The following is a 26,188-nucleotide window of genomic DNA, read 5'->3' as shown; positions in this document are numbered from 1 at the left end:
AGAGCCCTCGTGGCTCGCTCCCGATTCTTTGAAAAGAAAAGGAAGCTACGCTTCACAACGGTAGCCTGCATCTCCGGACCTGCCAGGCCATCGACCCGACTTTACCTCACACGTGCAGCAAATAAGCTTATGGCCATTTTAGACATCCTCGAATTTCCCGACTCGCGCCTGCGCACTATCGCCAAACCAGTGGCCGTAGTGGACGACGAAGTGCGCCAGTTGGTCGATGATATGTTTGAAACAATGTATGAAGCGCCAGGCATCGGCCTCGCCGCGACCCAGGTCAACGTGCACAAACGTATCGTCGTGATGGACCTCTCCGAAGACCGCAGCGAACCGCGGGTGTTCATCAACCCCGAGTTCGAGTCCCTGACCGACGAGATGGAGCAATACCAGGAAGGCTGCCTCTCGGTGCCGGGCTTCTACGAAAACGTCGATCGCCCGCAGAAGGTCAAGGTCAAGGCCCTGGACCGCGACGGCCAGCCCTACGAACTGATCGCCGAAGGCCTGCTCGCCGTGTGCATCCAGCACGAATGCGACCACCTTAACGGCAAATTGTTCGTCGATTACCTGTCCAGTCTCAAACGCGACCGAATCAAGAAGAAACTGGAAAAGCTCCATCGCCAGAACGCTTGATGCCCTCCTTTCAAAGGCTTGCTGCGGCAAGCCTTTTTCTTTTCAGAGATTGCTCCCATGACTGAGCCACTGCGCATCGTCTTTGCCGGCACCCCGGAATTCGCCGCCGAACACCTCAAGGCCCTGCTCGACAGCCCTTACGAGATTGTCGCGGTCTACACCCAACCGGACCGTCCGGCGGGTCGCGGGCAAAAGTTGATGCCGAGCCCGGTCAAGCAGTTGGCGCTGGAAAACAACATCCCGGTACTGCAACCGCCAACCCTGCGCAACGAAGACGCTCAGGCTGAACTGGCCGCTCTGAAACCGGACTTGCTGGTGGTGGTCGCCTACGGCCTGATCCTGCCGCAAGTGGTGCTGGATATCCCGCGCCTGGGTTGCATCAACAGCCACGCGTCGTTGCTGCCACGCTGGCGCGGTGCGGCGCCGATCCAGCGCGCCGTCGAAGCGGGCGACAGCGAAAGCGGTGTCACCGTGATGCGCATGGAACTGGGCCTCGACACCGGGCCGATGCTGCTGAAAGTCACCACACCGATCAGCGCTGAAGACACCGGCGGCAGTCTCCATGACCGTCTGGCGGAAATCGGTCCACCCGCCGTGATTCAAGCCATCGCCGGCCTCGCCGCCGGCACGCTGGAAGGTGAAGTGCAGGACGATAGCCTCGCCACCTACGCACACAAACTGAACAAGGACGAAGCGCGCATCGACTGGAACCGCCCGGCCATTGAGCTGGAACGTCTGGTTCGCGCCTTCAACCCATGGCCGATTACGCACAGCACACTGAACAGCGAAGCGCTGAAAGTGCTGGCCGCGAGCCTCACTGAAGGGAAAGGCGCACCGGGGGAAATCCTCAGCGCCAGCAAGGACGGCTTGATGGTCGCCTGCGGTGAGCAAGCGCTGTGTCTGACTCGTCTGCAGTTGCCCGGCGGCAAGGCGCTGAACTTCAGCGATTTGTACAACAGCCGTCGTGAGAAATTTGCCGTCGGCACCGTCCTCGGTCAAACGGCGGACGCTCAATGAATCCACGTCTGGCCGCCGCCAAGGCACTTGCTGCAGTTCTTAACGGAAAAGCCTCACTCAACAGTTCGCTGCCGACACAAATGGACAAGGTCGAAGACCGCGATCGCGGCTTCACCCAGGACCTGGCGTTCGGCACCGCTCGCTGGCAACCGCGTTTGTCGGCGCTGGCGGCCAAGTTGCTGCAGAAGCCCTTTAAGGCTGCCGACGCCGATGTCGAGGCGCTGTTGCTGGTCGGCCTCTACCAATTGCTTTACACCCGCGTCCCGGCCCACGCTGCCATCGGTGAAACCGTCGGTTGCGCCGACAAACTGAAGAAGCCTTGGGCGAAAGCCTTGCTCAACGCCGTGTTGCGCCGCGCCCAGCGTGAAAGCGAAGCGCTCCTGGCCGAGCTGGAACATGACCCGGTGGTGCGCACGGCGCATCCGCGCTGGCTACAAAAATCCCTGAAAGCCTTTTGGCCGGAGCAGTGGGAAGCCATTTGCGCGGCGAACAATGCACATCCGCCGATGATTCTGCGGGTCAACCGTCGCCATCACAGCCGCGATGCCTACTTGGGGCTGCTGACCGAGGCGGGCATCGCCGCCACGCCGTGCGTTTACAGCCAGGACGGCATCATTCTCGACGCCGCCGCCGACGTGCGCAGCTTGCCGGGCTTCGCTGAAGGCTGGATCAGCGTGCAGGACGAAGCGGCGCAACTGGCCGCCGATCTGCTCGATCTGGCGCCGGGCCAGCGGGTGCTCGACGCGTGCTGCGCGCCGGGCGGCAAGACTTGCCACATCCTTGAAGCCGAACCTGCACTGGACGGCGTCGTCGCCGTGGATCTGGAAGCCAAGCGTCTGGTGCGCGTTCGGGAAAACCTCGCACGCCTGGGCCTGAGCGCCGAACTGATCGCCGCCGACGGCCGTGACACTGCCGCCTGGTGGGATGGAAAGCCGTTTCAACGCATCTTGCTCGACGCGCCGTGCTCGGCCACTGGTGTGATTCGTCGTCACCCGGACATCAAGCTGACTCGCCAACCGGATGACATCGCTGCGCTGGCGGTCCTTCAGGGCGAATTGCTCGACGCCATGTGGATAACTCTGGAAGTCGGCGGAATCCTGCTATACGCCACCTGCTCCACACTGCCGACCGAGAACACCGAAGTCATCGAAGCCTTCCTCGCCCGCACGCCGGGCGCCCGTGAACTGGACCTCGCCACCGCAGCCGGCATCAAGCAGCCCCACGGTCGCCAGTTGCTGGCCCAGGAAGGCGGCCACGACGGGTTCTACTACGCCAAGCTGATCAAGATCGCCGCCGCGCGCGGTTAACCGGATTTCAAGGGAGTGACTGGATGAAAATCATCATCCTCGGCGCAGGGCAGGTCGGCGGTTCGCTGGCGGAACACTTGGCCAGCGAGGCCAACGACATCACCATAGTCGACACCGACGGCGAACGCCTGCGCGACCTCGGCGATCGGCTGGACATCCGCACCGTGCAGGGCCGCGGCTCGCTGCCGACGGTGCTGCGTCAGGCCGGCGCGGACGATGCCGACATGCTGGTGGCGGTGACCAACAGTGACGAAACCAACATGGTCGCCTGCCAGGTCGCCCACACCCTGTTCCACACACCGACTAAAATCGCCCGAGTCCGCGAAGCGGCGTACCTGACGCGCTCCGAGCTGTTCGATAACGAAGCAATTCCGGTGGACGTGCTGATCAGCCCGGAACAGGTGGTCACCAACTACATCAAGCGCCTGATCCAGCATCCTGGCGCGTTGCAGGTGATCGACTTCGCCGAAGGCAAAGCGCAACTGGTCGCGGTGAAGGCGTACTACGGCGGGCCTCTGGTGGGTCAGCAACTGCGCCAGTTGCGCGAACACATGCCGAATGTCGAAACCCGCGTTGCGGCGATTTTCCGACGTGATCGGCCGATTCTGCCTCAGGGCGACACGGTGATCGAGGCGGACGACGAAGTCTTTTTCATCGCCGCCAAGGCGAATATTCGCGCCGTGATGAGCGAAATGCGCCGCCTCGATGAGAGCTACAAGCGCATCGTCATTGCCGGTGGCGGGCAGATCGGCGAGCGTCTGGCCGAAGCCATCGAAAGCCGTTATCAGGTGAAGATCATCGAGATGAACCCGGCCCGCTGCCGCCATCTCTCGGACACCCTCGACAGCACCGTGGTGTTGCAGGGCAGCGCCTCGGACCGCGACTTGCTGCTGGAAGAGAACATCGCCGACGCCGATCTCTTCCTGGCCCTGACCAACGACGACGAAGCTAACATCATGTCATCGCTGCTGGCCAAGCGCCTGGGTGCGAAGAAGGTGATGACCATCATCAACAACCCGGCGTACGTCGATTTGATCCAGGGCGGCGACATCGACATCGCCATCAGCCCGCAACTGGCGACCATCGGCACCTTGCTGGCCCACGTACGGCGCGGCGATATCGTCAGCGTGCACTCATTGCGCCGTGGCGCGGCGGAGGCCATCGAGGCGATTGCCCATGGCGATGCGAAGTCGAGCAAGGTGATTGGCAAGGCCATCGAGAATATCGGTTTGCCGCCGGGCACCACGATTGGCGCGATCATTCGTGATGAAGAAGTGATCATTGCCCACGACGACACGGTGATCGAGGCGGGCGACCATGTGATTCTGTTCCTTGTGGATAAGAAGCATATCCGGGATGTGGAAAAGCTATTTCATGTGGGATTGAGCTTTTTCTGATCCGGATTTTGCGTTGTTTGGGCGGGCCTCTTCGCGGGCAAGCCCGCTCCCACAGGATTCCAGGCCGGACACAAAATATGTGTTCACTGCAATCACTGTGGGAGCGGGCTTGCCCGCGAAAGCAATCTCAAGAAAACAGAGCTGTCCCTGAATAACTTTGAAAAGGAAATCCCACCAATGATCGAATCCCTGGAAAAAATGCTCGCCAAGGGTGTGGATAACTCATTGCTGCGCTTCGGCCTGGGCAAGGGTTATCTGGATCTTGGGGATAACACCAAGGCCGCCGAGCATTTCCAGCGTTGCGTCGAGTTCGATCCGAAGTATTCGGCGGCCTGGAAACTGCTGGGCAAGGCGCATCTGGCACTGGCTGACTATCCGGCCGCGCGTCAGGCGTGGGAACAGGGTCTGGAAGCCGCCCGTGTTCACGGCGACAAGCAGGCGGAAAAGGAGATGACGGTCTTTTTGAAGAAACTTGAGCGTCAGGCGCACTGATCAAAGGTAGCGCAAGCCAATGCCTTCGGCGTCCACCAGCACCACTTCCATGCGCACACGCGGCGCGCCTGTGGGTAAATCCTGCACCTGACCAACCACCACCGCGCCTTCAGGCAACGCAGACAAGCCCGGATGCTTGACGTAGACACCCGTGGTCGAAAGATTGCGGGTCTGGCCAAGGCATTCGCCAAAGCTTTCATGACTGATCTTGATGCGAAACGATTGGCGGTGTTCGGACATCTACTGCGCCCTTTGCTGAACCGTTGTGGGTAACTGTAGGAGCGAGCTTGCTCGCGATGGTCTTTAACAAAAACGCGTGTTTACTGGCTAAACGCGGCGCTCTTGAGTCCATCGCGAGCAAGCTCGCTCCTACAGTTATCCACAGATCATGCCAATCCACTCAATACCAGCGTTCTTCACCCGGTGGGCGCTTCTTGAAGCGTTTCATGCTCCACATGTACTGGCTCGGATACGCCTGCACGTAGCGCTCGACCACCTTGCTCATGGCCGCGCACGACGTCTCGGTATCGGTGCTGTACATGGCCTCTGGCGCAGCTTCGAGAATCACTTTGTAGCCCGAACCGTCCGGCAGGCGCAGGGCGTGCAGGAACACGCCGACCGCTTTACCGCCGGCGAGCATATTCGGTACGAACTTGCTCGTCAGCGCCTGAGTGGCGAAGAACGGCACGAAGATCCCGGCGGATTCGGACGGTTCCGGGTCAGCGGGAATGCCCACTGCACCACCTTTGCGCACTTCCTTGATGACACTGAGGATGCCTTCCTTGGTGGAGGCGGCGACCTTGTTACCCAGTTGCACCCGTTGTTTGCGCAGCAATTCATCTACCGCCTTCAACTTGGGCGGGCGATAGAAAATGATCGGTTTGCACTGGCTGCAATAGAAGTGGTTCAACACCTCCCAGTTACCGAGGTGGCTGGTGATGCCGACGACACCTTTGCCAGAGGCCAGGGCGTCCTTTAATACGTCGAGCCCTTCGACTTCGCGCACCAAATCGATGGAACGCTGCGCCGGCCAGATCCACGCGCACGCACTTTCGGTCAGGGACTTGCCGATGTCTTTCAGGCTCTGGCCCACCAGACGCTCGCGCTCGGCAGGGTCCATCTCGGGAAAGCACTTGGCCAGATTGATCCGCACCACGTCGCGGGAACGGTTAGGGGTTTTCCACATCATCCAGCCGATGGCCGAGCCCACCGCCTGCACTGCCCGCCACGGTAGCAGGGCAAACAGCCGCAGAGCGCCTACCAGCAAGGCGCCTTTTAACTTATCCACAGGTCACTCCTGATCTTGTGCTGTGCGCGAGGCGGCTATTCTAACCGCCGTTTGCAAGGGCCGCGTAGCGATCACAATCGCGGGTGTGGTCCATGACCATCCCCGAGGCCTGCATCAACGCGTAGCAAATAGTTGGACCGACGAAGGTGAAACCCGCCTTTTTCAGGCCTATGCTCATTTCCACAGCGACCGGCGTGACCGCCGGCACTTCGGTGCGATCCTTGAAATGATTGATAACCGGTTGGCCACCCACGAAGGACCAGAGAAACTCCACCGGGTCCTCCAGCGCCAGCCAGGCCTGGGCATTGCGCCTGGCCGCGTTGAGTTTGAGGCGATTGCGAATAATGCCGGGATCGAGCATCAATTCATCGATTTCGGCGTCGCTCATCTGCGCCACGCGCTGTACGTCGAAGCCGAACAGCACCTCGCGATATCGTTCACGTTTACGCAACACCGTGATCCAGGAGAGACCGGCCTGGAACCCTTCGAGCAAAAGCAACTCGAACAATCCCTGCGCATCGCGTAGCGGCGTGCCCCACTCCTGGTCGTGATAAGCCATGTACAACGGATCTTCGGAACACCAAAAGCAGCGTGGCATAAGGCTCCAGGGGGCGTGCGCAGCAACGAATCGGGTATACTCCCGCTCTTTAAATCGCAGCCCAAGAAACAGGTGAATTTCGTGAGCCAGCCTACGCCAGCCGTGCGTACCTTCCAAGACTTGATCCTCGCCCTTCAGCAATACTGGGCCGAACAAGGTTGCGTGGTACTTCAGCCCTACGATATGGAAGTAGGCGCCGGGACTTTCCACACTGCCACGTTTCTGCGCGCCATCGGCCCGGAAACCTGGAACGCCGCTTATGTGCAGCCCAGTCGTCGCCCGACTGACGGCCGCTACGGCGAAAACCCGAATCGCCTCCAGCACTACTACCAGTTCCAGGTGGTTCTGAAGCCAAACCCGGACAACTTTCAGGAACTGTACCTGGGCTCCCTCAAGCATGTCGGCCTGGACCCGCTGGTCCACGACATTCGCTTCGTCGAAGACAACTGGGAGTCGCCGACGCTGGGCGCCTGGGGTCTGGGCTGGGAAGTCTGGTTGAACGGCATGGAAGTGACGCAGTTCACTTACTTCCAGCAAGCGGGCGGCATCGAGTGCTACCCGGTAACCGGCGAGATCACTTACGGCCTCGAGCGTCTGGCCATGTACCTGCAGGGCGTGGACTCGGTCTACGACCTGGTCTGGGCTGACGGCCCGATGGGCAAAGTGACTTACGGCGACGTGTTCCACCAGAACGAAGTAGAGCAGTCGACCTACAACTTCGAACACGCCAACGTCGAGAAGCTGTTCGAACTGTTCGATTTCTACGAAAGCGAAGCCAAGCGCCTGATCGAACTCGACCAGCCGCTGCCATTGCCGAGCTACGAAATGGTGTTGAAGGCGTCCCACACCTTCAACCTGCTGGATGCGCGCCGGGCGATCTCGGTGACCGCGCGTCAGCAATACATTCTGCGTGTGCGCACCCTGGCGCGTTCCGTTGCGCAAGCCTATCTGCTGGCTCGCGCCAAGCTGGGCTTCCCAATGGCGACCCCGGACCTGCGTGATGAAGTACTGGCCAAGCTGGAGGCTGCACAATGAGTGCTCAAGATTTTCTGGTTGAACTGGGCACCGAAGAACTGCCACCCAAAGCCCTGAACACCCTGGCCGAGGCCTTCCTGGCCGGTATCGACAAGGGCTTGCAAGCCGCTGGCCTGAATTACGAGACCAAAACCGTCTACGCTGCGCCACGTCGCCTGGCGGTGCTGATCACCGAACTGTCGACTCAGCAACCGGATCGCAGCATCAACCTCGACGGCCCACCACGTCAGGCCGCCTTCGATGCCGAAGGCAACCCGACGCAAGCGGCACTGGGTTTTGCCAAGAAGTGCGGCGTAGAGCTGAGCGAAATCGATCAGAGCGGGCCGAAACTGCGTTACAGCCAAAACATCGCCGGCAAGCCAACGGCGAGCCTGCTGCCGACCATCGTCGAAGATTCCCTGAACGACCTGCCGATCCCGAAGCGCATGCGCTGGGGCGCTCGCAAGGAAGAATTCGTTCGTCCAACCCAATGGCTGGTGATGTTGCTCGGTGACCAGGTCATCGATTGCACCATCCTCGCCCAGAAGGCCGGTCGCGATTCCCGTGGACACCGTTTCCATCACCCGGAAAACGTGCGTATCACCTCGCCGACCAACTACCTGACCGACTTGCGTGCCGCTTACGTTCTGGCCGACGCCAACGAGCGTCGCGCAATTATCAGCAAGCGCACCGAAGAGCTGGCGACGATGCAGGAAGGCACGGCGATCGTTCCGCCAGCCCTGCTCGACGAAGTGACCGCGTTGGTTGAATGGCCAGTGCCGCTGGTGTGCTCGTTCGAAGAGCGTTTCCTCGACGTGCCGCAAGAAGCGCTGATCACCACCATGCAGGACAACCAGAAGTATTTCTGCCTGCTGGATGCCGATGGCAAGTTGTTGCCGCGTTTCATTACCGTGGCCAACATCGAAAGCAAAGACCCGCAGCAGATCATCGCCGGTAACGAGAAAGTGGTTCGCCCACGCCTGACCGACGCCGAGTTCTTCTTCAAGCAAGACAAGAAGCAGAAACTCGAAGACTTCAACCTGCGTCTGCAAAACGTGGTGTTCCAGGAAAAACTCGGCAGCGTCTACGACAAGGCCGAGCGCGTTTCCAAACTGGCTGCGTTCATCGCGCAACGCATTGGCGGCAACGCTGCATGGGCTTCCCGTGCCGGCTTGCTGTCCAAGTGCGACCTGGCGACCGAGATGGTCGGTGAGTTCCCGGAGATGCAAGGCGTCGCTGGCTACTACTACGCCCTCAACGACGGCGAGCCGGAAGAAGTTGCTCTGGCGCTGAACGAGCAGTACATGCCGCGCGGCGCCGGCGCTGAACTGCCGACCACCCTGACCGGTGCGGCCGTGGCCATCGCCGACAAGCTCGACACCCTGGTCGGCATTTTCGGTATCGGCATGCTGCCGACCGGTAGCAAAGACCCGTATGCCCTGCGCCGTGCAGCGCTGGGTGTGTTGCGGATCCTGATCGACAAGAAGCTCGACCTTGATCTGAACGATGCCGTGGCGTTCGCTGTGAATGCGTTCGGTGCCAAGGTCAAAGCTGCTGGCCTGGCTGACTCGGTTCTCGAGTTTGTATTTGACCGTCTGCGTGCCCGTTACGAAGACGAAGGCGTCGATGTCGGGACTTACCTCTCGGTGCGTGCCCTCAAACCGGGTTCGGCGCTGGACTTCGATCAGCGCGTACAAGCGGTAGAAGCTTTCCGAAAACTGCCGGAAGCCGCTGCCCTCGCCGCGGTGAACAAGCGCGTGTCCAACTTGCTGAGCAAGGTGGAAGGCTCTGTTCCGTCGGTCGTTGAAGCCAAGTATTTCGACAATGCCAACGAGTTCTCCCTGTACTCGGCGATTCAACAGGCAGACCAGGCTGTTCAGCCAATGGCCGCTGCGCGTCAGTACAGCGAATCTCTGGCGCGCCTGGCGGCCTTGCGCGAGCCGGTGGATGCGTTCTTCGAAGCCGTGATGGTCAACGCGGATGACGCCAACGTGCGCGCCAACCGGTATGCGCTGCTGTCGCGTCTGCGCGGGCTGTTCCTCGGCGTCGCCGACATTTCGCTGCTGGGCTAAGGGGCTGCTGTTGAAACTGCTGATTCTCGATCGGGACGGGGTGATCAACTACGACTCCGACGCTTACATCAAGTCAGTGGAGGAGTGGATTCCGCTCCCCGGTTCGATCGAAGCCATCGCGCAGTTGAGCAAGGCCGGCTGGACGGTAGCCGTCGCTACCAACCAGTCCGGCATCGCTCGCGGCTATTACGACCTCGCCACCCTGGACGCCATGCATGAGCGCTTGCGCTCGCTGGTGGCGGAGCAGGGCGGTGAAGTCGGGCTGATCGTCTATTGCCCGCACGGGCCGGACGAAGGCTGCGATTGCCGCAAGCCAAAACCCGGGATGCTGAAAACCATCGCCGCGCATTACAACGTGTCGCTGACTGATCTATGGTTCGTCGGCGACAGTCTTGGTGACCTGGAAGCCGCCAAAGCCGTCGATTCTCAGCCAGTTTTGGTAAAGACCGGGAAAGGCGAAAAGACTTTGGGCAAGACCCTACCGGTAGGCACCTTGATTTTTGACGATCTCGCGGCGATTGCCGCAGAACTTATCCACAATTAGAGTGCTTCGATTGTTCCGATTAGGACTGATCGGAAGTGCGCTTTATATAGACGGGCAGAGCCCGCACGGTAACCGTCACCATGTCGATACTGCAGGCCTTCAGAACGTTCCTCTTTTATCTGTTGCTGGGCACCAGCTCTTTGCTTTGGTGCAGCCTGAGCTTTTTTATCGCGCCATTTCTGCCATTCAAGGCACGCTATCGCTTCATCAACGTGTACTGGTGCCGCTGCGCCTTGTGGCTGAGCAAAGTCTTTCTGGGCATCAGCTACGAAGTGAAGGGCGCCGAGAACGTGCCTGACCAGCCCTGCGTGATTCAGTCGAACCACCAGAGCACGTGGGAGACGTTCTTCCTCTCGGCCTACTTCGAGCCGTTGAGCCAGGTATTGAAGCGCTCATTGCTGTTTGTGCCGTTCTTCGGTTGGGCCATGGCCATGTTGCGACCGATCGCCATCGACCGCGACAACCCGAAGGCCGCGCTCAAGCATGTGGCGAAGAAAGGCGATGAATTGCTGAAGGATGGCGTCTGGGTGCTGATCTTTCCTGAAGGGACGCGAGTTCCTTATGGTACTGTCGGAAAATTCTCACGCGGAGGCACCGCTTTGGCGGTCAACGCCGCGCTTCCCGTGCTGCCGATTGCGCACAATGCCGGCAAGTTCTGGCCTAAAACCGGCTGGGCGAAGAAGCAGGGCGTCATCACCGTGATTATCGGCGAACCCATGTACGCCGAGGGCAGCGGGCCGCGAGCCATTGCCGCGCTCAATGATCGGGTTCAGGCCTGGAACGAACAGATGCAGCGGGAAATGGGCTCGCTTCCACCTGCTCCGCAATCGCCGACTCCCAGTGATCAGATGGCTGTCTGAGATTCTGTGGATAACCTGTGCACCGTTTCGCTGAAAAGTGGCGGATTTTGTCTGTAGGCTTATGATTTATATACATATTTCCTAAGCTCATAAAATGACGAAAAACGTGCATAAGTTTTTTTCTGGCGTAAAAAAACCGGCTGATATAGCCGGTTTTTTGTGCGTGAAATTTGAGCAGCGATGCTTAGCCGTTACTCAGCTTATGCGGAATTTGGTGTTATAAAAAAGGCCAGCGCAATGCGCTGGCCTTTTTTGTCTGGCGGGTCTGCCGGGATGTAGGTTCACAAAATAGATGATTCGGGAGCCCCAGCAAACGCTGGCAGAAAATCATTTTTTTTGTGAGTCCTCCGGTTGGAATTCACAAAATAAATGAGAAAAACCTACCCGCGTCACAGAATAGATGCTTTCGAGTAAAACTGTTCCCACTTCAACCTTCAGCCGCTCAACCGGCGATCTAAGGTGTTTGTATGGGGAGCGACAGTGATGGAGGTTTATACGTACTGATGAGCGCAAGCGCGGATGATGTCTGGTTGTTGGTTGACTGAATCACCAGCGGCAAGGGGACGATCTCATTGTCCTCATCAGTATGCAGCCCGTCTGACTGCCGCGAAGGATGGCGAGGTCAACGAACCTGCGCGTCTTAGTGGCTGAAGCGCCCACGTGCTTCGTCGATGCCACTTATCCTCACTTAGTCGACCGGAGCGTACCGGTCGCAATAAAGTAAGCGAAATCCTCGTCGCCAACGCGGGCGGCTTCATCCACTATCGTGACTGTATCGCGGCTACCTTTCCTGACGCGGGGCTTCGGCTTAGGGGGTTTGGCCGGGCGAGGGTTGTCGAAATGCCTCATATGGAACTCTTTTTTAGCCTCATTACCGACACTGGTTTTGTTCATATTTCATCAAAGGGCGAGTGAGTGACGGCACTCTAAAGGGTTCCTCGAATGTCAGCTCGCCGGCATAGTGGTGCAACTCAAGTTAAGGGTAATGACTGCCTACCCAAGCGCTCAATGTTCAATCAACATTCTGTTGCTGAGTGGAGAGTGGTGAGCGGTGAGCGTATCACCGGTTCAGGCAGTGACCTGCTCCGCTTATCCAATACCTAGAACAGATCAAAAGCGCTCAAAGCGGCGTTTCATTTTTTGAATCTCCCCCGGATATTTTACGCAGCTCAGAGCGGACCTCTTTTATGGCACCGATCAACGGAGCGAAATATAGTCGCGGAGCGTTCTTCACGATCAGGAGCAGTTCTTCGGCTAACGTGGACTTCATGGTCGCAAACTCAATGGCACGTGTTCGTTATGTCTAGCATCCTTTTAGATGGTTTTTCAAGGAGCTTTGAGGGCTCTACATCAGTTACAGACGACCCGCGGCTTGACCGGTTTTCTGGGTAAATGCGGCCACACCGTGCAGTGCATGTGAAGTTTCACCGTTCGTAAACGCTCAAGGCGATCCCTGGACTTGCCCCTACTAAACCGGACACCACCTCTCTGTTAAATTGATGCCGCTGCCAAGCGCCTGAATTCCTTCGGTGAGCGATAGTTCAAGGCGCTGTGCGGATGCTGCTCGTTGTAATGCTCGAAGGCAATTGCCAAGATGCGCAGTGCCGTTTCGCAATCCGGCTTAGGCATGTGCGCCACGTAATCACGCTTGATCGTCTTCACGAAGCTCTCGGCCATGCCGTTGCTCTGCGGGCTGCGCACTGGTGTGGTCACCGGCTGCAAGCCGATCTGTCGAGCAAACAGGCGTGTCTGCGGGCGCAAGCTTCATCGGAACAAAAGCAGGCAAAGCCGGCGCCTGATGATCACGATAAGCAGGTATCCACTTTCGAACCAGGTTGGCGTTAATGCCGTGACGCAGGGCCACGCTGGCCATCGACACGCCAGGTTGCAGGCATTCTTGGACGATCTGGGCTTTAAAGGGTTTGGGATAAGAGGTTCTTTGGCGCATGGCAATCCTGATGATAGGGGCGATAGTGTCCACGTATTTTTAAGTGGACAACATCGCCCTTGTCGCTGGGATCGGGTAGGTCACTTCGCCGGACGCTTACCAATAACCCGCTTAACCCAAACGATGAAATCAACATGCAAATCGCTCTAGGCCGAGCCGTATCCTTCATCCTTTTCGGACGGTTTTAATCCCATGACGTTAATGCAATAGACTATCAATTTGACGCTGTCTAGGTTTGGTGGCTTTGTTATTGGATTCCATAACATCGAATAGATCAGTTTTAGGGTTTTTCCACCTGCCGCAGTGCGTAGTTCGTTTAGTTAGAAAAATCGGCATAAAAATATAGTTCCAAGAATCCCATCGAAGCAAAAAGCCCTTGACACATTCAGGCAAAACAACTTAGATTCCGGCGCGAACCAGTAGCTCAGTTAGTTAGAGCGCTTACAGATACATGTAAGAGGTCGTGGGCGCGAATCCCACCTGGTAAAAAGCTTTGATTCAGAGCTTTTTACAGGTGATTTCAGTTAAGTTATTAGTTTACGCGGTATCGGCTGTTTTTGGGCCCCTTTTCGAACTTCTAACGTTTGAGGGTCACACACTTCAAATTTTTCATTCCGCCAGTCTAACTCTTCACAAGCTGAAATATCTTCCAGCTCTACACCCGATAAGTATCTTTTACCCTCCCATATTACCCCCAGTGGCTTAGCCAAGCCGGCCCGGTAGATTCCAACAAGTTGTGGTGCACCTCCTGTCAACGAATCATCTCCGCTTTTTAGCGACGAACAAAAAGCACCGAAGACGCTTCGACTTGTGTTTTGTACATCTGTTTGCTGCCAACGGTATTCCCAATTCTTGATCGAGCCGCTTCCAGATCCTGCCCCTCTTATCAGTCCAGAGCGAAAACCTGAAACAGGACCACCAGGAAACTCCATTACCTCAGAACTCACGACTCTAGAACCAGAACTATATACACGCCCAGCATGAAATTCACATGCTATCCCTTGCCCTGTCCGAGAAATATAAAAAATCTGAAAAGGTCTTCTTTGTGACGTAGGATAATCACTAAAGCTTACCTCCACACTTTTTCGAACTCGCTCCAGCTTTTCGTAAAAATTACGGCAACCAAAGAACATCCCACCAGCATCTATCCTTTCGCATATAGGACCGATCACTAACAGCGGAAAGAGCACATCTCCACAAAATCCAAAAGCCTCAGGCGAAGACTTTGCGATAAAAAGTTTCCCTCCGTAATTCCAAGCATCAGCTGCCCCCCATGAAATCCGACTATCACTTGCCAAGTAAATTGACGATGGTCCTCGTTGATCAACTCCAAGCCATGAAATCAACGTAGTCATTTTTTCTCCTATGCTCTTACCTCCAAATCGCAGGCAATGGTCCACAAGAAATCAGACTGGGTCAACGACATCTCAGTGAATGGTCCAACTCAGCCTCCGCGTCAACATGCAGCTCAGACCTCAAATCCATAATCGTTGTAGATAAATTAATCGGCCCCCAAAACTCTTCAGGTCCAGGATGGTGAAGCGTTGGGGTCTCGTGGCGGTCACTTGACTCATCATCGTGCGCTAGGTGGTTGGCTTGAAATTCAAAGTACATGAGCGCCTAGCAGAAAAGACGCCGCATACAGCGTTGGGGCAAGTGTTAGTATGGCTTTTTGACTTCATCGAGCACGAGTGCCGGTGTATCATCGCAGAGTCCCGATCTACTGAAACGTTTCTCCGTGTGAGCAATTCCAGCAAATACTTCCAACACTTGTGATACGAACATTCTAAGATATCGTTTTTTGCGACTTAAAGTTTGCCACCGTCACTCACGCACTATCTCGAGCAAGGTATGCAGAAAAGGATTATTCAGCTTCTCAATAAAACCTCAGGACTGAAGGCGCGAGAAATTGCAAGCCAGCTAGAACTTGAGCGAAAAGCGATATCCCACCATCTTCATGAACATCGGGATATTTTCGTTCAAAATCCTGACACGTTTGGATGGTCGGTCATAAAAAGTGCCAGCTTCATTTTGGAGTTGACATGTGCCGGTGCATGGCTATCGGAAGCGCATTTCGAAAGGGCTTTGGCGAAAGCAGGGTCTCCACTGGATGCAGATCACGGTCACATTATTATCAAGGTCGCACCGGAACGCAGCGTTTTACTCTGCGCAGCGGTGAAGATACTCGCTCTGGCCAACCAGCTTGTAGCAGCCAAGAAAAAAGTAGAAATTGATTTTACAGACAACAAAAAAACTCTTAGTTATTTGAACCGTTCAGGGTTCATTGACAGACTAGATCCGGCGGTTAAAGTGCTGCCAAAACGCCCCGCGAGCTCTGCTGCTCAGCAATACAATGCAAACAATGTCGGACTCGTTGAGCTACTGGAAATTAAAGGTTCCGAGAATGTACCGGCGCGTATCAAACAAAGTTTTATCGAGGCATTCGGTGGTGACCATGCAAATAAGCTTTTTACAGTAGTCGCCGAGTATGTAGGCAATGTTGAAGAACATTCCGATACTAAAATCCCTGGCATAGCGGGGCTACAGTGTTATCGCGGCCCCGATACCAACAAAGCGCGGATTACTACTGTGGTATCTGACTCTGGAAAAGGCATTTGCCAGACTTTGCGCCCTGTACTTGAAGAGCAGTTTCCAGATATTGCTAAGAAATTTGATAAAGCATTACAGGCTTCAGATCCGAAGCTAATCATACATACCGTACTTAAAGGCGGGCTAAGTCGGCGTGGTGCCGGGCGTGGTGGAGCCGGATTACATACCAGTCACGAAGAAGCAGAAAAGTTACTGAATACAAAAATTAAAATCAGACAGGAAAACTTCTCTGTCACGTTAGAGTATCAATCTGGCGTTATTGAAAGTGCCAGCTGGATATTGAACTTGCCTAAGCTAATAGGCACACACATCGTGTTTGAATTCATCTTGACAAAAAATCAATCTCTGCTTAAACTCGAGCCATGAACGAGAAAATATATATCATAAATCTGCGGGGCTTCACGGAAGAAAGTAACCCCTATGGCACTTCAAGGGGTAGGAAAACTCATGCCAAGTTATTGGATTGCATCGATAAACTTCGCGGCAAAACCGTAATTGGCGTATCGCTTTCAGGTCTAGAAGGCGCAGATGTTTCCTTTCTTCGTGAGTCATTAATTTATACAGTCAAGCGATACAGCAAGGAATTTACCTTTTTTGCGTTCGACGTCCATGACGAAGACATCTTTGCAAATTTGCATGGTGCAGCGCTGTCTGGTGATCAGCGCTTAACGTGCTGGTTTGGCCATGAATGCAAATTTGTGGGTCCAGAACCTACCGCCTCGAGCAAAGCGCTCCTGGATATGGTGGTGAGTCATCGCGCTACCACTACCTCCAAGGTGGCTGAGGAGCTGAACATCAGCGTCCAGAACGCTAGCACCCGCCTCAAGCGACTGTCAGAAGAAGGTTTTTTGATGAGGACCGAGGAAGCCGCTGAGACAGGGGGCAAGGAATTTGTATATCAGGTGATTGGACAGTCCGCTTAAATGGCTTCCATTAATCAGAAAAAGGGTCTAAGCTTCCGCTCAGTCCCTTTTTTTATGCTTGCAGTTAAACAGATTCATTTATCGAGACGCTGAAAAGGAACGTCCGAGGAGCTAAAGGATGAAGGCACGATTTGAAATCAAAAGGGGCACGGACGAGGAAAGGTACTTCCACCTGAAGGCGCCAAACGGAGAAATCATAATGTCCAGCGAGGGCTACAAGACACTCGCCGGGTGTGAAAACGGCATTGGCTCATGTCGGGAGCACGCGCCGTATGACCGGTTTTACGCGAGGGCTGTGACACAAGGGGGCAAGGCGCACTTTCATTTGAGGGCGGCCAATAACCGAGTCATCGGGCAAAGCGAATTATACGAATCGGTGCAAGCCCGTGATGCCGCGATTGAAGCGATCAAACGGTACGCGCCGCAAGCAGATGTAATCGACCTCACGAAATGAGGCGCACGGCGAAACGCGCCACACAACAAAATTAGGAAGCGACACGAAAGGGAATTTGAAAGAGGACATCGAAGGAAGGAAAGTCAAAGCGCAATTGCAGTTGCGCCTTAACTCAAACACGAATACGTCTGTGCTGGATGAGTATCTTCGTGCGTTGCCGGTCAGTCAAGCGCTGATCGTGTTCCCTCTCCTACGAAAACAAACTGGCTTCATTCGAGGCCATAACCCGCCCAAAAAGGGCAACCGTTAGGAGATACACCATGGAAGTTATTCATCAGAACCACCACAACGGCTTCGTGATCGAAGTGGCCGACAAGAACCTCGTTTTCCGCCAGGTAACTATCGAGGACAAAACACCCACCGGCGCCCAGATCGCGGCGGCGGTCGGCTTCAAGCCTGACCAGCTGGCGACTGTCATTCAGTTGCTTGCCTCCGGCGCTATGGAAGACATCCGCCCAGATGAATTCGTGACGCTTGAATTTGAGCCGGCCCGCTTCATCGTGGTCGAGACCGACCGCAGCTACTTCCTTACCGTTGATGGCGCTCGCAAGGACTGGCCTTATCAGCACATTACCGGGCACCAGATCCGCACGCTTGCAGAGGTTGGCGAAAACAAGCGTCTGCTGCTGGAGCGCGAGGAAGAAGCCGATCTTGAAATCCAGGACACCGCCATCGTTAATCTGGACGAAGCGGGTATCGAACGCTTCATCACCCGCAAGGCGGTTTGGAAGCTTAATGTCCAAGGCGTCGTGCTCGAGATCGATACGCCGACGATCAAGGTGCGTGACGCTGTGGTTCGGGCAGGGCTGAACCCGAACGAAAGCTGGCATATCTACCTCAAGGTCGAGGGTCAGCCGAAGCAGGAAAAAACCCTTGATGACGTCATTGATCTGACGACACAGGGCATCGAGAAGCTGCGCCTCACGCCTAAGGACGTGGCCAACGGTGAGGCGGCATTGCCGCCCCGCCGGCTTTTCAGTCTGTTGCCAGTCGATGAGCAGCATCTTGATCAGATGGGCCTTCGTTGGGAGACCTGCCTGAGCGAAAATCGCCGGTGGCTGGTGATCCACAACTATCACTTGCCCGTAGGTTACACCCCTCAGATTGTCCGCCTCGCACTCGAGGTTCCGCCTGGTTATCCCACCTCTCAAATCGACATGTTTTACTTTAACCCGGCCGTGAGCCTTACCAGCCGCGTTGTGATTCCCTGCGTGCAGATCACTGCTGTCGTTGACGGGGATTCCTTTCAGGGCTGGTCGCGGCACCGTACGACGACTCCGTGGAATCCCGCGACGGACAATGTGATCACTCAACTTGCCCTGGTCGAAGGCTGCATTCACAAGGAGATCGGTGAATGAGCATCGACTCTCGTCTTGTTCTGACGGAGGAGATTCACGCCTCGCTTCGGGAACATCTGTTCCCGGGCGACGGCCTGGAAGCCGCCGCCATACTCATTTGCACGCGCTACGCCGGCGAACATTTAAAGCTGTTCGCAAAGCATCTGATCGTCGTTCCTTACGATGAGTGCGCGGACCGTGATGCAAACTACATCACCTGGCCCGGCAGCTACCTGGAACAGGGGATCGACATAGCCGATGATGAGTCGCTGTCGATCATCCTGGTGCACTCGCATCCAGGCGGATACTTTGCCTTCTCTGAGGTCGACGACCAAAGCGACGCCAAGTCGATTCCGTCGTTGTTTCAAGGTGTAGATGCAGTCCACGGGTCTGCCATCATGATTCCGGGCGGGGAGATCCGAGCGCGGCTCTATGAACATGATATGACCTGCACACCTGTGGCGTTGGTTACGGTATCGGGCGACGACATAAAATACTGGTGGGACTCAGCGCCCCAACCTGAACGGCCTCCAATTGCATTTACGTCGGGTATGACGGCGACCTTGAATCGGTTGAGCGCAGTTGTGATTGGCGTTTCAGGAACCGGCTCCATCGTGGCTGAAGGGCTCTCCCGGCTTGGGTTCGGCGAAGTAATTTTGATCGACCACGATCATGTCGAGCTAAAAAACCTCAACAGGATCCTGAACTCCACTTTGGTCGATACGAAGATGGGACGACCAAAAGTGGAGATGTTTGCCGACGCCATCAACCGCATCCGCGATACCCCGTTTGCCAAGCCGATCAATGCGTCGATCCTGACTCGCGAGGCGGTTCTGTCAGCGGCCGGTGCCGACGTTATTTTCTCCTGCGTCGACACCCACCAGGCACGGATGGTGGCAGATCTCATTTCAACCACCTTTTTGATTCCGCTCATTGATGTCGGGGTCAAGATTCCTACACGTAGCGATGGTCATGGTGGTCGGGCAATCGCGGACGTGGTCGGACGCATTGATTACGTAAAACCAGGTGGATCGTCTTTGGGGGACCGCGGCGTCTACACACCTGAGACGTTGCAGGCGGAATACCTTTACCTGGCGGATCCACACGCTCACCGAGACCAGGTTGAACGCGGTTACATCACGGGGATGCAGGAAGAGGCACCTTCGGTAATCACGCTCAACATGCGCGCGGCATCAGCCTGTGTATCTGAGTTCATCGCCCGCGCCTTCCCGTTTCGCGAGGAGGAGAACAGTCGGTACGCACGCACAGTCTTCACATTGTCGGGCTGCGAAGAAGACTACTACACCGAGAAGTCCTTCCCAGCCATCCCCAAGCCACGGCTTGCCGAAGGCTGCAAAGAACCCCTTCTTGGCCTTCCTGATCTGGGCGTGAGGTAAGCATGTTAAAACAACTGTATCAGCGCCTTCTGTGCAAGCTCGACCCGCTACTGCCAGCACGAAAGCTGATGGTCATCCAAGGGGATTCGTTGCCAGCCAAGATGCCGATGCGGTCACTACTCCTGGCCAGGGATGGCCAAGAGGACTGGTGTGTCGGTTTCAAATGTCCATGCGGTTGCGGGCACACGATCGAACTTTTGCTAATCGAGGAGGCAAGTCCCCGCTGGGATTGCAAACTCGACAAACACGGGCATCCATCGCTGCACCCATCGGTTTGGTTAAAAAGCGGCTGCGAATCCCACTTCTGGCTAAAGCACGGAAGAATCCATTGGGTTTAGGGCTTAGTTTCCATTTCTAATAAATCCTCACAGGAACTTGTAAGATGTTAATCGTATTTTTTTGGCTTGCATCGCTAATAGCTTGCATTTTCTACGGTGCTGGCAGAATTCACAGAACATATAAATCGGAACAAATAGACAGACATGAAAATTACAAAAATGGATTCGCATTAATAATTTATTCGGTTCTTATAGTTGGCGTTTCTGGTTTTCTTGGCGCATCCATAATGGAATATCAATTATCTCTTCCGGAAGCTTCATATTTGTGGATTGGGATAAGTGAAATAGCCGACTTGACAAAATATTTAGCCCCCTTTGTTTTTGCCGCTATAGGCGTGAATTTGGTTTCGCATGCAATGACCAGTTAGGCTGCGACAAACCGGTGACTCGGCCGACACCCACATAGCCTTGCTGCGGGATGTTCACCCATACTCGGTCGTCTGGTGCGAGCATCTTCAGGCTTTTGCTGTACCAAGTGCCGCCGACGCCACAGATAAAACCAAGTGATTGGGCATCCTGCCAGGGACGCGTGGCGCTGTGGCCAAAAGAGCAGTAGTACTCGCCATTCCAAGGCTCACTTTGTCCGCCAGCACTGTTGGTGCTGACACGTTTGACCCAAGCTGCTGATTTTGACTAACCCATATATAGCCTCAGAAATCCCGCGCAAGGTCATCGTTGCTGAACCTTCGGGTGGGTCAATGAATTCCGGTAGCTTGGGTCAAAATCGTATCAGCGCCAACACAATGGCACCCAACTGAATTAAATCGCCACGGGTTAGGTAGACACCTCTGTTGGAGCTGATCGGAAATTGCCCCCCACTCTGCCGATTGATATTCGACCCAAGGCAAGTTACTGACTCCGTATCTGATCAGCCTACGTTCTCCCGCTCAAAAGCTGAGTATGATCCGTTGAAAAGCTGGGGCAGGCCTGCGGAGTCCATCTACATTTCGTGACTACACCTTAACCGAACTCCACGCATGCTGGCCGTTCGGCGCTTCGCCTTGACGTCATCGTCATTTCTGACGATGCTTGGCGCATGAAATATCCAGGCGGAAAAGGCAAGTGCTACCAGCGCTTGATCAACCTGATGCCACCGCATCAGACGTACATCGAATCCCACCTTGGTGGCGGCGCCGTCATGCGCAACAAAAAGGCTGCGCAGCGCAACATTGGCCTGGACCTTGACGCCAAAGTCATTGAGCTTTGGCAAACGGAGCTGCCAGATACCTGCGAACTCTACCAAGTCGACGCGGTTGCGTTCCTTGAAGGGTATTCGTTCGAAGGCCAAGAGCTGGTCTATGTCGATCCGCCCTACGTTCCGGTAACCCGCCGTCGAGCGAAGGTCTATCGCTGCGATTACTCGGAAGAAGACCACATCCGCTTGCTGCGGTGCTTGGTCGCATTACCTTGCAAAGTGATGCTTTCGGGCTATGACTGTGATCTCTACAACCGCGAGCTCATCGGGTGGCGCAAGGTGAGTTTTCCGGCTAAGACCCATGCAGAGCTGCGCGAGGAAACGGTGTGGATGAACTTCGAACCTCCCAGCCGTTTGCACGACAGCCGATACATGGGCGAAACATTCCGAGACCGCCAAACCATTCAGCGTCGCCAAACCAGGCTCCGTACTCGTATCGAGAGTCTAGATCCCATTGAGCGACACGAGTTACTGCAATGGATGCAGGAACACTACGGCATTGCCGAGGAGGTAGCCTGATGCAATTAGGCGCTATTTTCATGGACCAAGCGGTCTTCAGTGTCGAGCTGCCCACAGCAGACGCAGAAGTTATTCCGGGCGTCCCGTGGGGAGCCATGGAGGCGTTCCCGACTCCTGCCTACTGGGCCTACCAAGTGTACGCACGCCGTCTTACTGGCGATCGGATCAACTACAAGCTCGGCGCGACACTGAAAGAAGAAGTTGGCGCGTGCTTGTTGGGTGGACATGGCATCCCCGCTAGCGTCGGGCTCGCCGCCTTTCAGCACGTCAAGGAGCGGGGTGCCTTTGGCGATCAACCACCTTCAGAAGAAAGCCTGCTCGAGTGGCTGAAAGAGCCCCTGACTATCGATGGTCGCCAAGTGCGGTACCGCTTCGTCACACAGAAGGCTCGCTACCTCTGCGCGGCCCTTCAGAAGCTGTCTGCTGAAAAGCCTCCGCTAGGCTCCGGCAAAGCGTTGCGCGACTGGCTGCTGGATATTCCAGGCATTGGTTACAAGACCGCATCGTGGGTTGCCCGTAACTGGCTGGATGCGGACGATGTGGCCATCCTGGACATCCACATTCTTCGCGCGGGGCTACTGGGTAAGTTCTTCGAAAGCAACTTGACCGTTGAGCGCCACTACCTGGAGCTCGAAGAGCAGTTCATCCGCTTCAGCAAAGGTCTTGGCGTCAGAGCATCGGAGCTCGATGCCCTGATGTGGTTGGAGATGATGTCATCGCCCGCCACCGTGCACAGCATCATGGGCATGGGGCACCACTCACCTGATTCAGGCTCTCGCAGCCGAGCCAAGAAGAGCAAGGCCAACCCCGGCCAGCTTTCCCTGATCGGCTAGGGCACTAGCCCACGGCTCACCGGTAATACCCAGCGGACAGAAGTTGAGTCCCTGGGCTGTCGCAGTCAATGCCATGACTGCGAGCAGCGCCCCTGCGTCACGCCAAACAAGGCTGCAACCATCTTGGTATTTGCCCAATGTTTTTCCGGGCTCGGCCAGAAATAGAATGCGTGTTGCCTCATCACCGTCCAGAACCTGCAGACTGAGTTCATAAAGGCCTGCAAGCTTGCCGGTCGCATGTCGGAGCTCCATCAGTTGGTGGGCCCTGGGCTCATACATCCACCATCGATCATCATCGAGCCGCTTAACGACGATGTGTATAGGATGGATAGCGCCGGCCGAGGGGGCAGCTCGATGCTCCAGATCAAAACCCAGGTTTGACGGACCGGAACCTCGAGTTCTGCAGGCGTGCCAGAGGAAGGCTCCGAGCTGCTGGTCATGGACGACGCCGAACTCGCGATGCGACGCACGCACATCCAAAACCTCGCCGAACGGCCGGGCTAATGCCTCCGAGGAAGCAGGGAGCGGACAGACATCACCCGTTTCCCACTCTAGAGGCTCATACCGCTCAGGAGCCTGCCTTGGAATAGGGTCACCCAAGTCGATCCAAGTCATACCCCACCTCTTGGAACACTTCCATGTACTTGTTGCAGCCGCGGCAGTTGCCACATGCAACATGCGACTTGTGGCAGCTGTGCGCCCAGGCCAGGAGACTCGCAGGGATGCCCGATTTGCGGACAAGCTCAGCAGTAGAAAGCTCAATTGCAGGAGCCTCCACTACCATGCCGCCCTCCTGCAGGGAAAGCAGTTGGCTGATCGCCGACATGAACTCTGGGGAGCCATCCCTATGGAAGCCATCCGATTTCACGGTACCCAACCACAGGTGCGTCACACCGAACGAGATTGCCTTCATCGCCGCCAGCGTAACCAGCATCTGGTTCCGGTACGGCCACCAATCCGAAGCTGGCGCCAGGCTATCGGCTTGGCTACCTGCCATATCTCCCGAGCCCAGCTGGCGGCAGTCAATCTCAATCACATGATGAGGGATTTCCAACTGGTGGCAGATCGTCCTTGAAGCCTCGATTTCGGCCTGCGCCGCGAGCTGACCGTAGTTCAGGGTGAACGCGATGTCCGGCCGTTTCCACCAGGCAATCGTCAAGGAATCCATCCCGCCGGACAACAATAATCCCGTCTTCATAGCACCACCGCTTCCCAAACCGTCTGATAGATCGCACTGACGTAGTCATCGGTGATGCGGCAGTCGGAGCCTTCCATCATTTTCTTGTCCTGTTCGGACTCATTTTCCGCGTAGAAAACGACAGGTTTGTTCAATGCCCGAGCGTAGCCAATCTCGTAGATTGTGCCCGAGTCGAGCCCATCACCAATCGCAAAGAGAACGTCGCAATCACGCACCCCTTCAAGGTCCTTTTCGACCACGTCCTCAGCAGAGCCAAGACCGACGTCATGGTATGGGGAAAATACATCCAGCCCCATTGCCAGCAGGTCTCTGCGAGCCTGCCCGACCATCCACAGCTCTGCGAGGGTGAAGAATGGCCCTGCGAGGTACACCTTAGGGGCGTAGCCATCGCGATACCGAGCTGACGGTTGCAGTGGGTACGGCTTGAAGCCAGCAAGCAAAGCCTGGTCGGGGAAGCCTTGATTTTCGCAATAAAAGGCCGTCGCAATGGAGGCAACCGAGGCTGCATCGTGAGCCGAAAGACCTTTGTCCATCCAGCCCAGCGCGAAGTGGGCGGCGAAGGTATCTCCCGAGCCGATCTTCCATACCCGCTCAGTGCGGTATGCAGGTACCGTCGAGATTGCGCCGTTGTCATACACCAAGGCACCCAGCGGCCCCATTTTGATAACAACCACCTCCGCGCGCTCCTGCTCGGCAAGCACGACTGCGAGTTCTTGTGCGGTCAATCCACTGGAAGAGGGCACCAACAGATTGGCCTCGTGGCGGTTCAAGACCAAAGCCAGGTGCTTTGCTTCAGAGCCATTGGCCCTGAAGGACTCTGTACCGTCGACATTCTGTGGGTCAAATACCGCGTACTCGGCATCAACCACTGCCGTTCCATCGATCATACCGAATCGAAGCACCTTCTCGGCGCTAACCTGCAGCTCCGATTTAACGTGAGTATCACGTCGAATATCTGGATTGGCGAGGCCATGGATGTACTCGAAAGTCACCCCTGCCTGCGCAGCTGTAGCATTGAACTGGAAACCTTCCGCGGCTGCGCGAGCATCAACGACAATCCGGGTGCTGCTATCTACACAGGCGTGTAATTCCGCCTGTCCACCGAAACGGGCAATCGCCGTTGCTGCCCTCCCTGCGGACCCATAAATATCGTCCCACGCCGGGCGCATACACCGCTCTCGGTAGACGCCTCCTACGATGGTGATCATAGAGCTCTCCTTGCTCGCAATTAAATGTGGTAAACCCGAAGGCGTACTTGTCCGCCACCAACGTGCAGCACACGTGCCTGGTACTGTTCGCCCTGGCTCATGCAGCTTCGCAATTGGTTCAGATGTGGATCGACAATCCCTCCTGCCTCAGCGCCGTTCCACAGTGCGGAGACGACCTGCTGATTGCCAGACTGCGAAAAGACAATGTCGAGGATGTCGTTGACGCTCAACTGTCCAACCACCTGCGCTTTTGGTGAAGCAAGCTGGGTATCAAACTGAAGGCCCGCGCAGGAAGTGGTGGGTGTGGATGGACCCAGATAGCTACCGCCAGAACCAGACATTCGCATTTCCTTTCGCTAGTCAAATTGAGAGCAAAGCAATATCACATCCGAAAGGCAAAAGGCCATGCTGAGTCGCCCCTCGTTTTTCTGGGCACATCCACCAGCATGGCCAGCCCCTTCAAAAAACCCCTCAACAACTGGTTAAATATACAGATAGCCCCCATCTTGTGTTGAAGGGCCAGCGCACCGCTGTCACCCACAGTGAGGAAAGATCTATGCGTTTGATGCTTCAGGCTGTGTTTTCGTTGGCTGTTCCCCTGGCTATGCTCGCTGGCACCAGTGAAGCGAGCGAAATCGCACGTGTTGAGTTTCCATCGAATCAAGGGAATTACGTTCAGGCCTATGAGAGCGGTGGGACCAAATGGATCGAGCTCGTAACTATCGAGGCCAACGGCCACCGTCGTATTGCTAAAGGGACGGTTTCGCCCGAACAGGGTGCTGACTTCTCCAAGCGGCTTTACGAGGTCTCAGCTGATTTTGGTCCATGTGGTACAGGGAAACTGATGCAGCCGGACTACGTCGGTACAACTGTTTACTTTGAGGGCTTTAAGAATGGGACCGGTGAATGTGAGATCCAGAATCCTCCCTATGAACTCCAGCGGATCATCCGTTAAGTCGACTGAGAACTCCCCAGTTTCACTGACGAGAGTCGCTGACGGTCT

General features: G+C 55.9%; 28 protein-coding genes and 2 pseudogenes. 19 read left to right on the top strand and 11 right to left on the bottom strand.

The annotated features are described in order from the left end of the window. Nucleotides 1-129: 129 nt before the first annotated feature. The 5 genes from def to ACA073_RS00205 all read left to right on the top strand — a co-directional run bounded on the left by def (nt 130) and on the right by ACA073_RS00205 (nt 4,849). On the top strand, nt 130-636 hold the full coding sequence (gene def, locus ACA073_RS00225) for a peptide deformylase (protein ID WP_497400723.1): 507 nt from the start codon (nt 130-132) through the stop codon (nt 634-636). A 57-nt stretch (nt 637-693) separates the two neighbouring features. Then, nucleotides 694-1,653, top strand: coding sequence for a methionyl-tRNA formyltransferase (gene fmt / locus ACA073_RS00220; RefSeq protein ID WP_497400721.1), 960 nt, complete (start codon nt 694-696; stop codon nt 1,651-1,653). Beyond that, nucleotides 1,650-2,960, top strand: a complete 1,311-nt coding sequence (rsmB, locus tag ACA073_RS00215) for a 16S rRNA (cytosine(967)-C(5))-methyltransferase RsmB (RefSeq protein ID WP_497400719.1) — start codon at nt 1,650-1,652, stop codon at nt 2,958-2,960. Before fmt ends, rsmB begins: the two co-directional genes overlap by 4 nt. 23 nt (nt 2,961-2,983) lie before the next feature. After that, nucleotides 2,984-4,357: a Trk system potassium transporter TrkA gene (gene trkA, locus ACA073_RS00210; protein WP_497400717.1), complete on the top strand. Its 1,374-nt coding sequence runs from the start codon at nt 2,984-2,986 to the stop codon at nt 4,355-4,357. A gap of 177 nt (nt 4,358-4,534) precedes the next feature. Further along, nucleotides 4,535-4,849: a tetratricopeptide repeat protein gene (locus ACA073_RS00205; RefSeq protein WP_461952520.1), complete on the top strand. Its 315-nt coding sequence runs from the start codon at nt 4,535-4,537 to the stop codon at nt 4,847-4,849. On the opposite strand, the gene ACA073_RS00200 is transcribed toward ACA073_RS00205, so the two are convergent. The 3 genes from ACA073_RS00200 to tag form a co-directional block, all read right to left on the bottom strand. Continuing rightward, nucleotides 4,850-5,089, bottom strand: coding sequence for a PilZ domain-containing protein (locus ACA073_RS00200; RefSeq protein WP_497400715.1), 240 nt, complete (start codon nt 5,087-5,089; stop codon nt 4,850-4,852). 160 nt (nt 5,090-5,249) lie between these two features. After that, a complete protein-coding gene (locus ACA073_RS00195; RefSeq protein WP_497400713.1) occupies nt 5,250-6,137 on the bottom strand; it encodes a lysophospholipid acyltransferase in 888 nt (295 codons plus the stop codon). 40 nt (nt 6,138-6,177) lie between these two features. Next, nucleotides 6,178-6,735, bottom strand: a complete 558-nt coding sequence (tag, locus tag ACA073_RS00190) for a DNA-3-methyladenine glycosylase I (protein ID WP_497400711.1) — start codon at nt 6,733-6,735, stop codon at nt 6,178-6,180. An 81-nt stretch (nt 6,736-6,816) separates the two neighbouring features. Here tag and glyQ point away from each other — a divergent pair, with 81 nt between their 5' ends. From glyQ to ACA073_RS00170, 4 genes are all read left to right on the top strand, one after another. Beyond that, nucleotides 6,817-7,770, top strand: a complete 954-nt coding sequence (gene glyQ / locus ACA073_RS00185; protein ID WP_008155694.1) for a glycine--tRNA ligase subunit alpha — start codon at nt 6,817-6,819, stop codon at nt 7,768-7,770. After that, nucleotides 7,767-9,821 carry a glycine--tRNA ligase subunit beta gene (gene glyS, locus ACA073_RS00180; RefSeq protein WP_497400709.1) on the top strand — a complete coding sequence of 685 codons (2,055 nt, stop codon included), beginning with the start codon at nt 7,767-7,769 and terminating at the stop codon, nt 9,819-9,821. Before glyQ ends, glyS begins: the two co-directional genes overlap by 4 nt. 4 nt (nt 9,822-9,825) lie before the next feature. Then, a complete protein-coding gene (gmhB, locus tag ACA073_RS00175) occupies nt 9,826-10,365 on the top strand; it encodes a D-glycero-beta-D-manno-heptose 1,7-bisphosphate 7-phosphatase (protein WP_497404240.1) in 540 nt (179 codons plus the stop codon). Between the two features lie 80 nt (nt 10,366-10,445). Continuing rightward, nucleotides 10,446-11,225, top strand: coding sequence for a lysophospholipid acyltransferase family protein (locus ACA073_RS00170; protein ID WP_497400707.1), 780 nt, complete (start codon nt 10,446-10,448; stop codon nt 11,223-11,225). A 1,491-nt stretch (nt 11,226-12,716) separates the two neighbouring features. On the opposite strand, the pseudogene ACA073_RS00165 reads toward ACA073_RS00170, so the two are convergent. From ACA073_RS00165 to ACA073_RS00155, 3 genes and pseudogenes are all read right to left on the bottom strand, one after another. Next, a pseudogene (locus tag ACA073_RS00165) lies at nt 12,717-12,977 on the bottom strand (integrase core domain-containing protein); the annotation flags it as partial. Continuing rightward, complete coding sequence (tnpA, locus tag ACA073_RS00160; protein WP_461952528.1) at nt 12,868-13,173, bottom strand: IS66-like element accessory protein TnpA; 306 nt, start codon at nt 13,171-13,173, stop codon at nt 12,868-12,870. The gene tnpA and the pseudogene ACA073_RS00165, both read right to left, overlap by 110 nt. A 524-nt stretch (nt 13,174-13,697) precedes the next feature. Beyond that, a complete protein-coding gene (locus ACA073_RS00155) occupies nt 13,698-14,528 on the bottom strand; it encodes a hypothetical protein (protein ID WP_461952529.1) in 831 nt (276 codons plus the stop codon). A 496-nt stretch (nt 14,529-15,024) separates the two neighbouring features. On the opposite strand from ACA073_RS00155, the gene ACA073_RS00150 reads away from it, so the two are divergent. The 7 genes from ACA073_RS00150 (at nt 15,025) to ACA073_RS00120 (ending at nt 20,600) form a co-directional block, all read left to right on the top strand. Next, nucleotides 15,025-16,149 carry an ATPase gene (locus ACA073_RS00150; protein ID WP_461952530.1) on the top strand — a complete coding sequence of 375 codons (1,125 nt, stop codon included), beginning with the start codon at nt 15,025-15,027 and terminating at the stop codon, nt 16,147-16,149. Continuing rightward, on the top strand, nt 16,146-16,706 hold the full coding sequence (locus tag ACA073_RS00145) for a winged helix-turn-helix transcriptional regulator (RefSeq protein ID WP_461952531.1): 561 nt from the start codon (nt 16,146-16,148) through the stop codon (nt 16,704-16,706). The genes ACA073_RS00150 and ACA073_RS00145 overlap by 4 nt, the downstream gene beginning before the upstream one ends. A 118-nt stretch (nt 16,707-16,824) precedes the next feature. Next, nucleotides 16,825-17,160, top strand: coding sequence for a YegP family protein (locus ACA073_RS00140; RefSeq protein WP_461952532.1), 336 nt, complete (start codon nt 16,825-16,827; stop codon nt 17,158-17,160). A 260-nt stretch (nt 17,161-17,420) separates the two neighbouring features. Next, nucleotides 17,421-18,518 carry a multiubiquitin domain-containing protein gene (locus tag ACA073_RS00135; RefSeq protein ID WP_497400704.1) on the top strand — a complete coding sequence of 366 codons (1,098 nt, stop codon included), beginning with the start codon at nt 17,421-17,423 and terminating at the stop codon, nt 18,516-18,518. Continuing rightward, nucleotides 18,515-19,894, top strand: coding sequence for a ThiF family adenylyltransferase (locus ACA073_RS00130; RefSeq protein WP_497400703.1), 1,380 nt, complete (start codon nt 18,515-18,517; stop codon nt 19,892-19,894). Before ACA073_RS00135 ends, ACA073_RS00130 begins: the two co-directional genes overlap by 4 nt. A 2-nt stretch (nt 19,895-19,896) precedes the next feature. Next, a complete protein-coding gene (locus ACA073_RS00125; RefSeq protein WP_497400701.1) occupies nt 19,897-20,232 on the top strand; it encodes a ubiquitination-like system serine protease family protein in 336 nt (111 codons plus the stop codon). A 44-nt stretch (nt 20,233-20,276) separates the two neighbouring features. Then, nucleotides 20,277-20,600 carry a hypothetical protein gene (locus ACA073_RS00120; protein WP_461952535.1) on the top strand — a complete coding sequence of 108 codons (324 nt, stop codon included), beginning with the start codon at nt 20,277-20,279 and terminating at the stop codon, nt 20,598-20,600. On the opposite strand, the pseudogene ACA073_RS00115 reads toward ACA073_RS00120, so the two are convergent. Then, nucleotides 20,560-20,778, bottom strand: a pseudogene (locus ACA073_RS00115) (DUF8606 domain-containing protein); the annotation flags it as partial. The gene ACA073_RS00120 and the pseudogene ACA073_RS00115 sit on opposite strands and share 41 nt — an antisense overlap. 490 nt (nt 20,779-21,268) lie before the next feature. Here ACA073_RS00115 and ACA073_RS00110 point away from each other — a divergent pair. Together ACA073_RS00110 and ACA073_RS00105 are read left to right on the top strand one after the other, a co-directional pair. Next, the gene (locus ACA073_RS00110; protein WP_461952536.1) at nt 21,269-21,946 is read left to right on the top strand and encodes a DNA adenine methylase; all 678 of its coding nucleotides are present in this window, start codon (nt 21,269-21,271) and stop codon (nt 21,944-21,946) included. Further along, entirely contained in the window at nt 21,946-22,779 is an 834-nt protein-coding gene (locus tag ACA073_RS00105) for an 8-oxoguanine DNA glycosylase (protein WP_497400699.1), read from the top strand. Before ACA073_RS00110 ends, ACA073_RS00105 begins: the two co-directional genes overlap by 1 nt. Here the strand turns inward: ACA073_RS00105 and ACA073_RS00100 are convergent. Genes ACA073_RS00100 through ACA073_RS00085 form a run of 4 tightly spaced genes read right to left on the bottom strand, consistent with a single transcriptional unit; the run spans nt 22,714 to nt 25,526 of the window. After that, complete coding sequence (locus ACA073_RS00100) at nt 22,714-23,394, bottom strand: nitroreductase family protein (protein WP_497400697.1); 681 nt, start codon at nt 23,392-23,394, stop codon at nt 22,714-22,716. The genes ACA073_RS00105 and ACA073_RS00100 overlap by 66 nt on opposite strands. Next, nucleotides 23,372-23,977, bottom strand: coding sequence for a 7-cyano-7-deazaguanine synthase (locus ACA073_RS00095; RefSeq protein ID WP_497400695.1), 606 nt, complete (start codon nt 23,975-23,977; stop codon nt 23,372-23,374). The genes ACA073_RS00100 and ACA073_RS00095 overlap by 23 nt, the downstream gene beginning before the upstream one ends. Next, nucleotides 23,974-25,185, bottom strand: a complete 1,212-nt coding sequence (locus tag ACA073_RS00090; protein WP_497400693.1) for a PfkB family carbohydrate kinase — start codon at nt 25,183-25,185, stop codon at nt 23,974-23,976. Before ACA073_RS00090 ends, ACA073_RS00095 begins: the two co-directional genes overlap by 4 nt. Before the next feature lie 20 nt (nt 25,186-25,205). After that, nucleotides 25,206-25,526, bottom strand: coding sequence for a hypothetical protein (locus ACA073_RS00085; protein WP_497400691.1), 321 nt, complete (start codon nt 25,524-25,526; stop codon nt 25,206-25,208). 215 nt (nt 25,527-25,741) lie between these two features. Between ACA073_RS00085 and ACA073_RS00080 the strand changes: the two genes are divergently transcribed. Then, nucleotides 25,742-26,140: a hypothetical protein gene (locus tag ACA073_RS00080; protein ID WP_442096450.1), complete on the top strand. Its 399-nt coding sequence runs from the start codon at nt 25,742-25,744 to the stop codon at nt 26,138-26,140. Nucleotides 26,141-26,188: the final 48 nt, after the last annotated feature.

It is taken from the genome of Pseudomonas sp. LBUM1670 (assembly GCF_059695695.1).
This window is presented reverse-complemented; position numbering and strand designations above follow the sequence as displayed.

Excerpts from the sequence above, each read along its gene's own strand:
- rsmB (WP_497400719.1), top strand. The coding sequence starts at position 1,650 with ATGAATCCACGTCTGGCCGCCGCCAAGGCACTTGCTGCAGTTCTTAAC.
- ACA073_RS00085 (WP_497400691.1), bottom strand. The coding sequence starts at position 25,526 with ATGTCTGGTTCTGGCGGTAGCTATCTGGGTCCATCCACACCCACCACT.
- ACA073_RS00090 (WP_497400693.1), bottom strand. The coding sequence starts at position 25,185 with ATGATCACCATCGTAGGAGGCGTCTACCGAGAGCGGTGTATGCGCCCG.
- ACA073_RS00100 (WP_497400697.1), bottom strand. The coding sequence starts at position 23,394 with ATGACTTGGATCGACTTGGGTGACCCTATTCCAAGGCAGGCTCCTGAG.
- ACA073_RS00145 (WP_461952531.1), top strand. The coding sequence starts at position 16,146 with ATGAACGAGAAAATATATATCATAAATCTGCGGGGCTTCACGGAAGAA.
- ACA073_RS00150 (WP_461952530.1), top strand. The coding sequence starts at position 15,025 with ATGCAGAAAAGGATTATTCAGCTTCTCAATAAAACCTCAGGACTGAAG.
- ACA073_RS00140 (WP_461952532.1), top strand. The coding sequence starts at position 16,825 with ATGAAGGCACGATTTGAAATCAAAAGGGGCACGGACGAGGAAAGGTAC.
- ACA073_RS00120 (WP_461952535.1), top strand. The coding sequence starts at position 20,277 with ATGTTAATCGTATTTTTTTGGCTTGCATCGCTAATAGCTTGCATTTTC.
- def (WP_497400723.1), top strand. The coding sequence starts at position 130 with ATGGCCATTTTAGACATCCTCGAATTTCCCGACTCGCGCCTGCGCACT.
- ACA073_RS00130 (WP_497400703.1), top strand. The coding sequence starts at position 18,515 with ATGAGCATCGACTCTCGTCTTGTTCTGACGGAGGAGATTCACGCCTCG.
- ACA073_RS00080 (WP_442096450.1), top strand. The coding sequence starts at position 25,742 with ATGCGTTTGATGCTTCAGGCTGTGTTTTCGTTGGCTGTTCCCCTGGCT.
- tnpA (WP_461952528.1), bottom strand. The coding sequence starts at position 13,173 with ATGCGCCAAAGAACCTCTTATCCCAAACCCTTTAAAGCCCAGATCGTC.
- fmt (WP_497400721.1), top strand. The coding sequence starts at position 694 with ATGACTGAGCCACTGCGCATCGTCTTTGCCGGCACCCCGGAATTCGCC.
- ACA073_RS00110 (WP_461952536.1), top strand. The coding sequence starts at position 21,269 with ATGAAATATCCAGGCGGAAAAGGCAAGTGCTACCAGCGCTTGATCAAC.
- glyS (WP_497400709.1), top strand. The coding sequence starts at position 7,767 with ATGAGTGCTCAAGATTTTCTGGTTGAACTGGGCACCGAAGAACTGCCA.
- trkA (WP_497400717.1), top strand. The coding sequence starts at position 2,984 with ATGAAAATCATCATCCTCGGCGCAGGGCAGGTCGGCGGTTCGCTGGCG.
- ACA073_RS00125 (WP_497400701.1), top strand. The coding sequence starts at position 19,897 with ATGTTAAAACAACTGTATCAGCGCCTTCTGTGCAAGCTCGACCCGCTA.
- ACA073_RS00205 (WP_461952520.1), top strand. The coding sequence starts at position 4,535 with ATGATCGAATCCCTGGAAAAAATGCTCGCCAAGGGTGTGGATAACTCA.
- tag (WP_497400711.1), bottom strand. The coding sequence starts at position 6,735 with ATGCCACGCTGCTTTTGGTGTTCCGAAGATCCGTTGTACATGGCTTAT.
- ACA073_RS00095 (WP_497400695.1), bottom strand. The coding sequence starts at position 23,977 with ATGAAGACGGGATTATTGTTGTCCGGCGGGATGGATTCCTTGACGATT.
- ACA073_RS00105 (WP_497400699.1), top strand. The coding sequence starts at position 21,946 with ATGCAATTAGGCGCTATTTTCATGGACCAAGCGGTCTTCAGTGTCGAG.
- ACA073_RS00155 (WP_461952529.1), bottom strand. The coding sequence starts at position 14,528 with ATGACTACGTTGATTTCATGGCTTGGAGTTGATCAACGAGGACCATCG.
- ACA073_RS00170 (WP_497400707.1), top strand. The coding sequence starts at position 10,446 with ATGTCGATACTGCAGGCCTTCAGAACGTTCCTCTTTTATCTGTTGCTG.
- ACA073_RS00200 (WP_497400715.1), bottom strand. The coding sequence starts at position 5,089 with ATGTCCGAACACCGCCAATCGTTTCGCATCAAGATCAGTCATGAAAGC.
- ACA073_RS00135 (WP_497400704.1), top strand. The coding sequence starts at position 17,421 with ATGGAAGTTATTCATCAGAACCACCACAACGGCTTCGTGATCGAAGTG.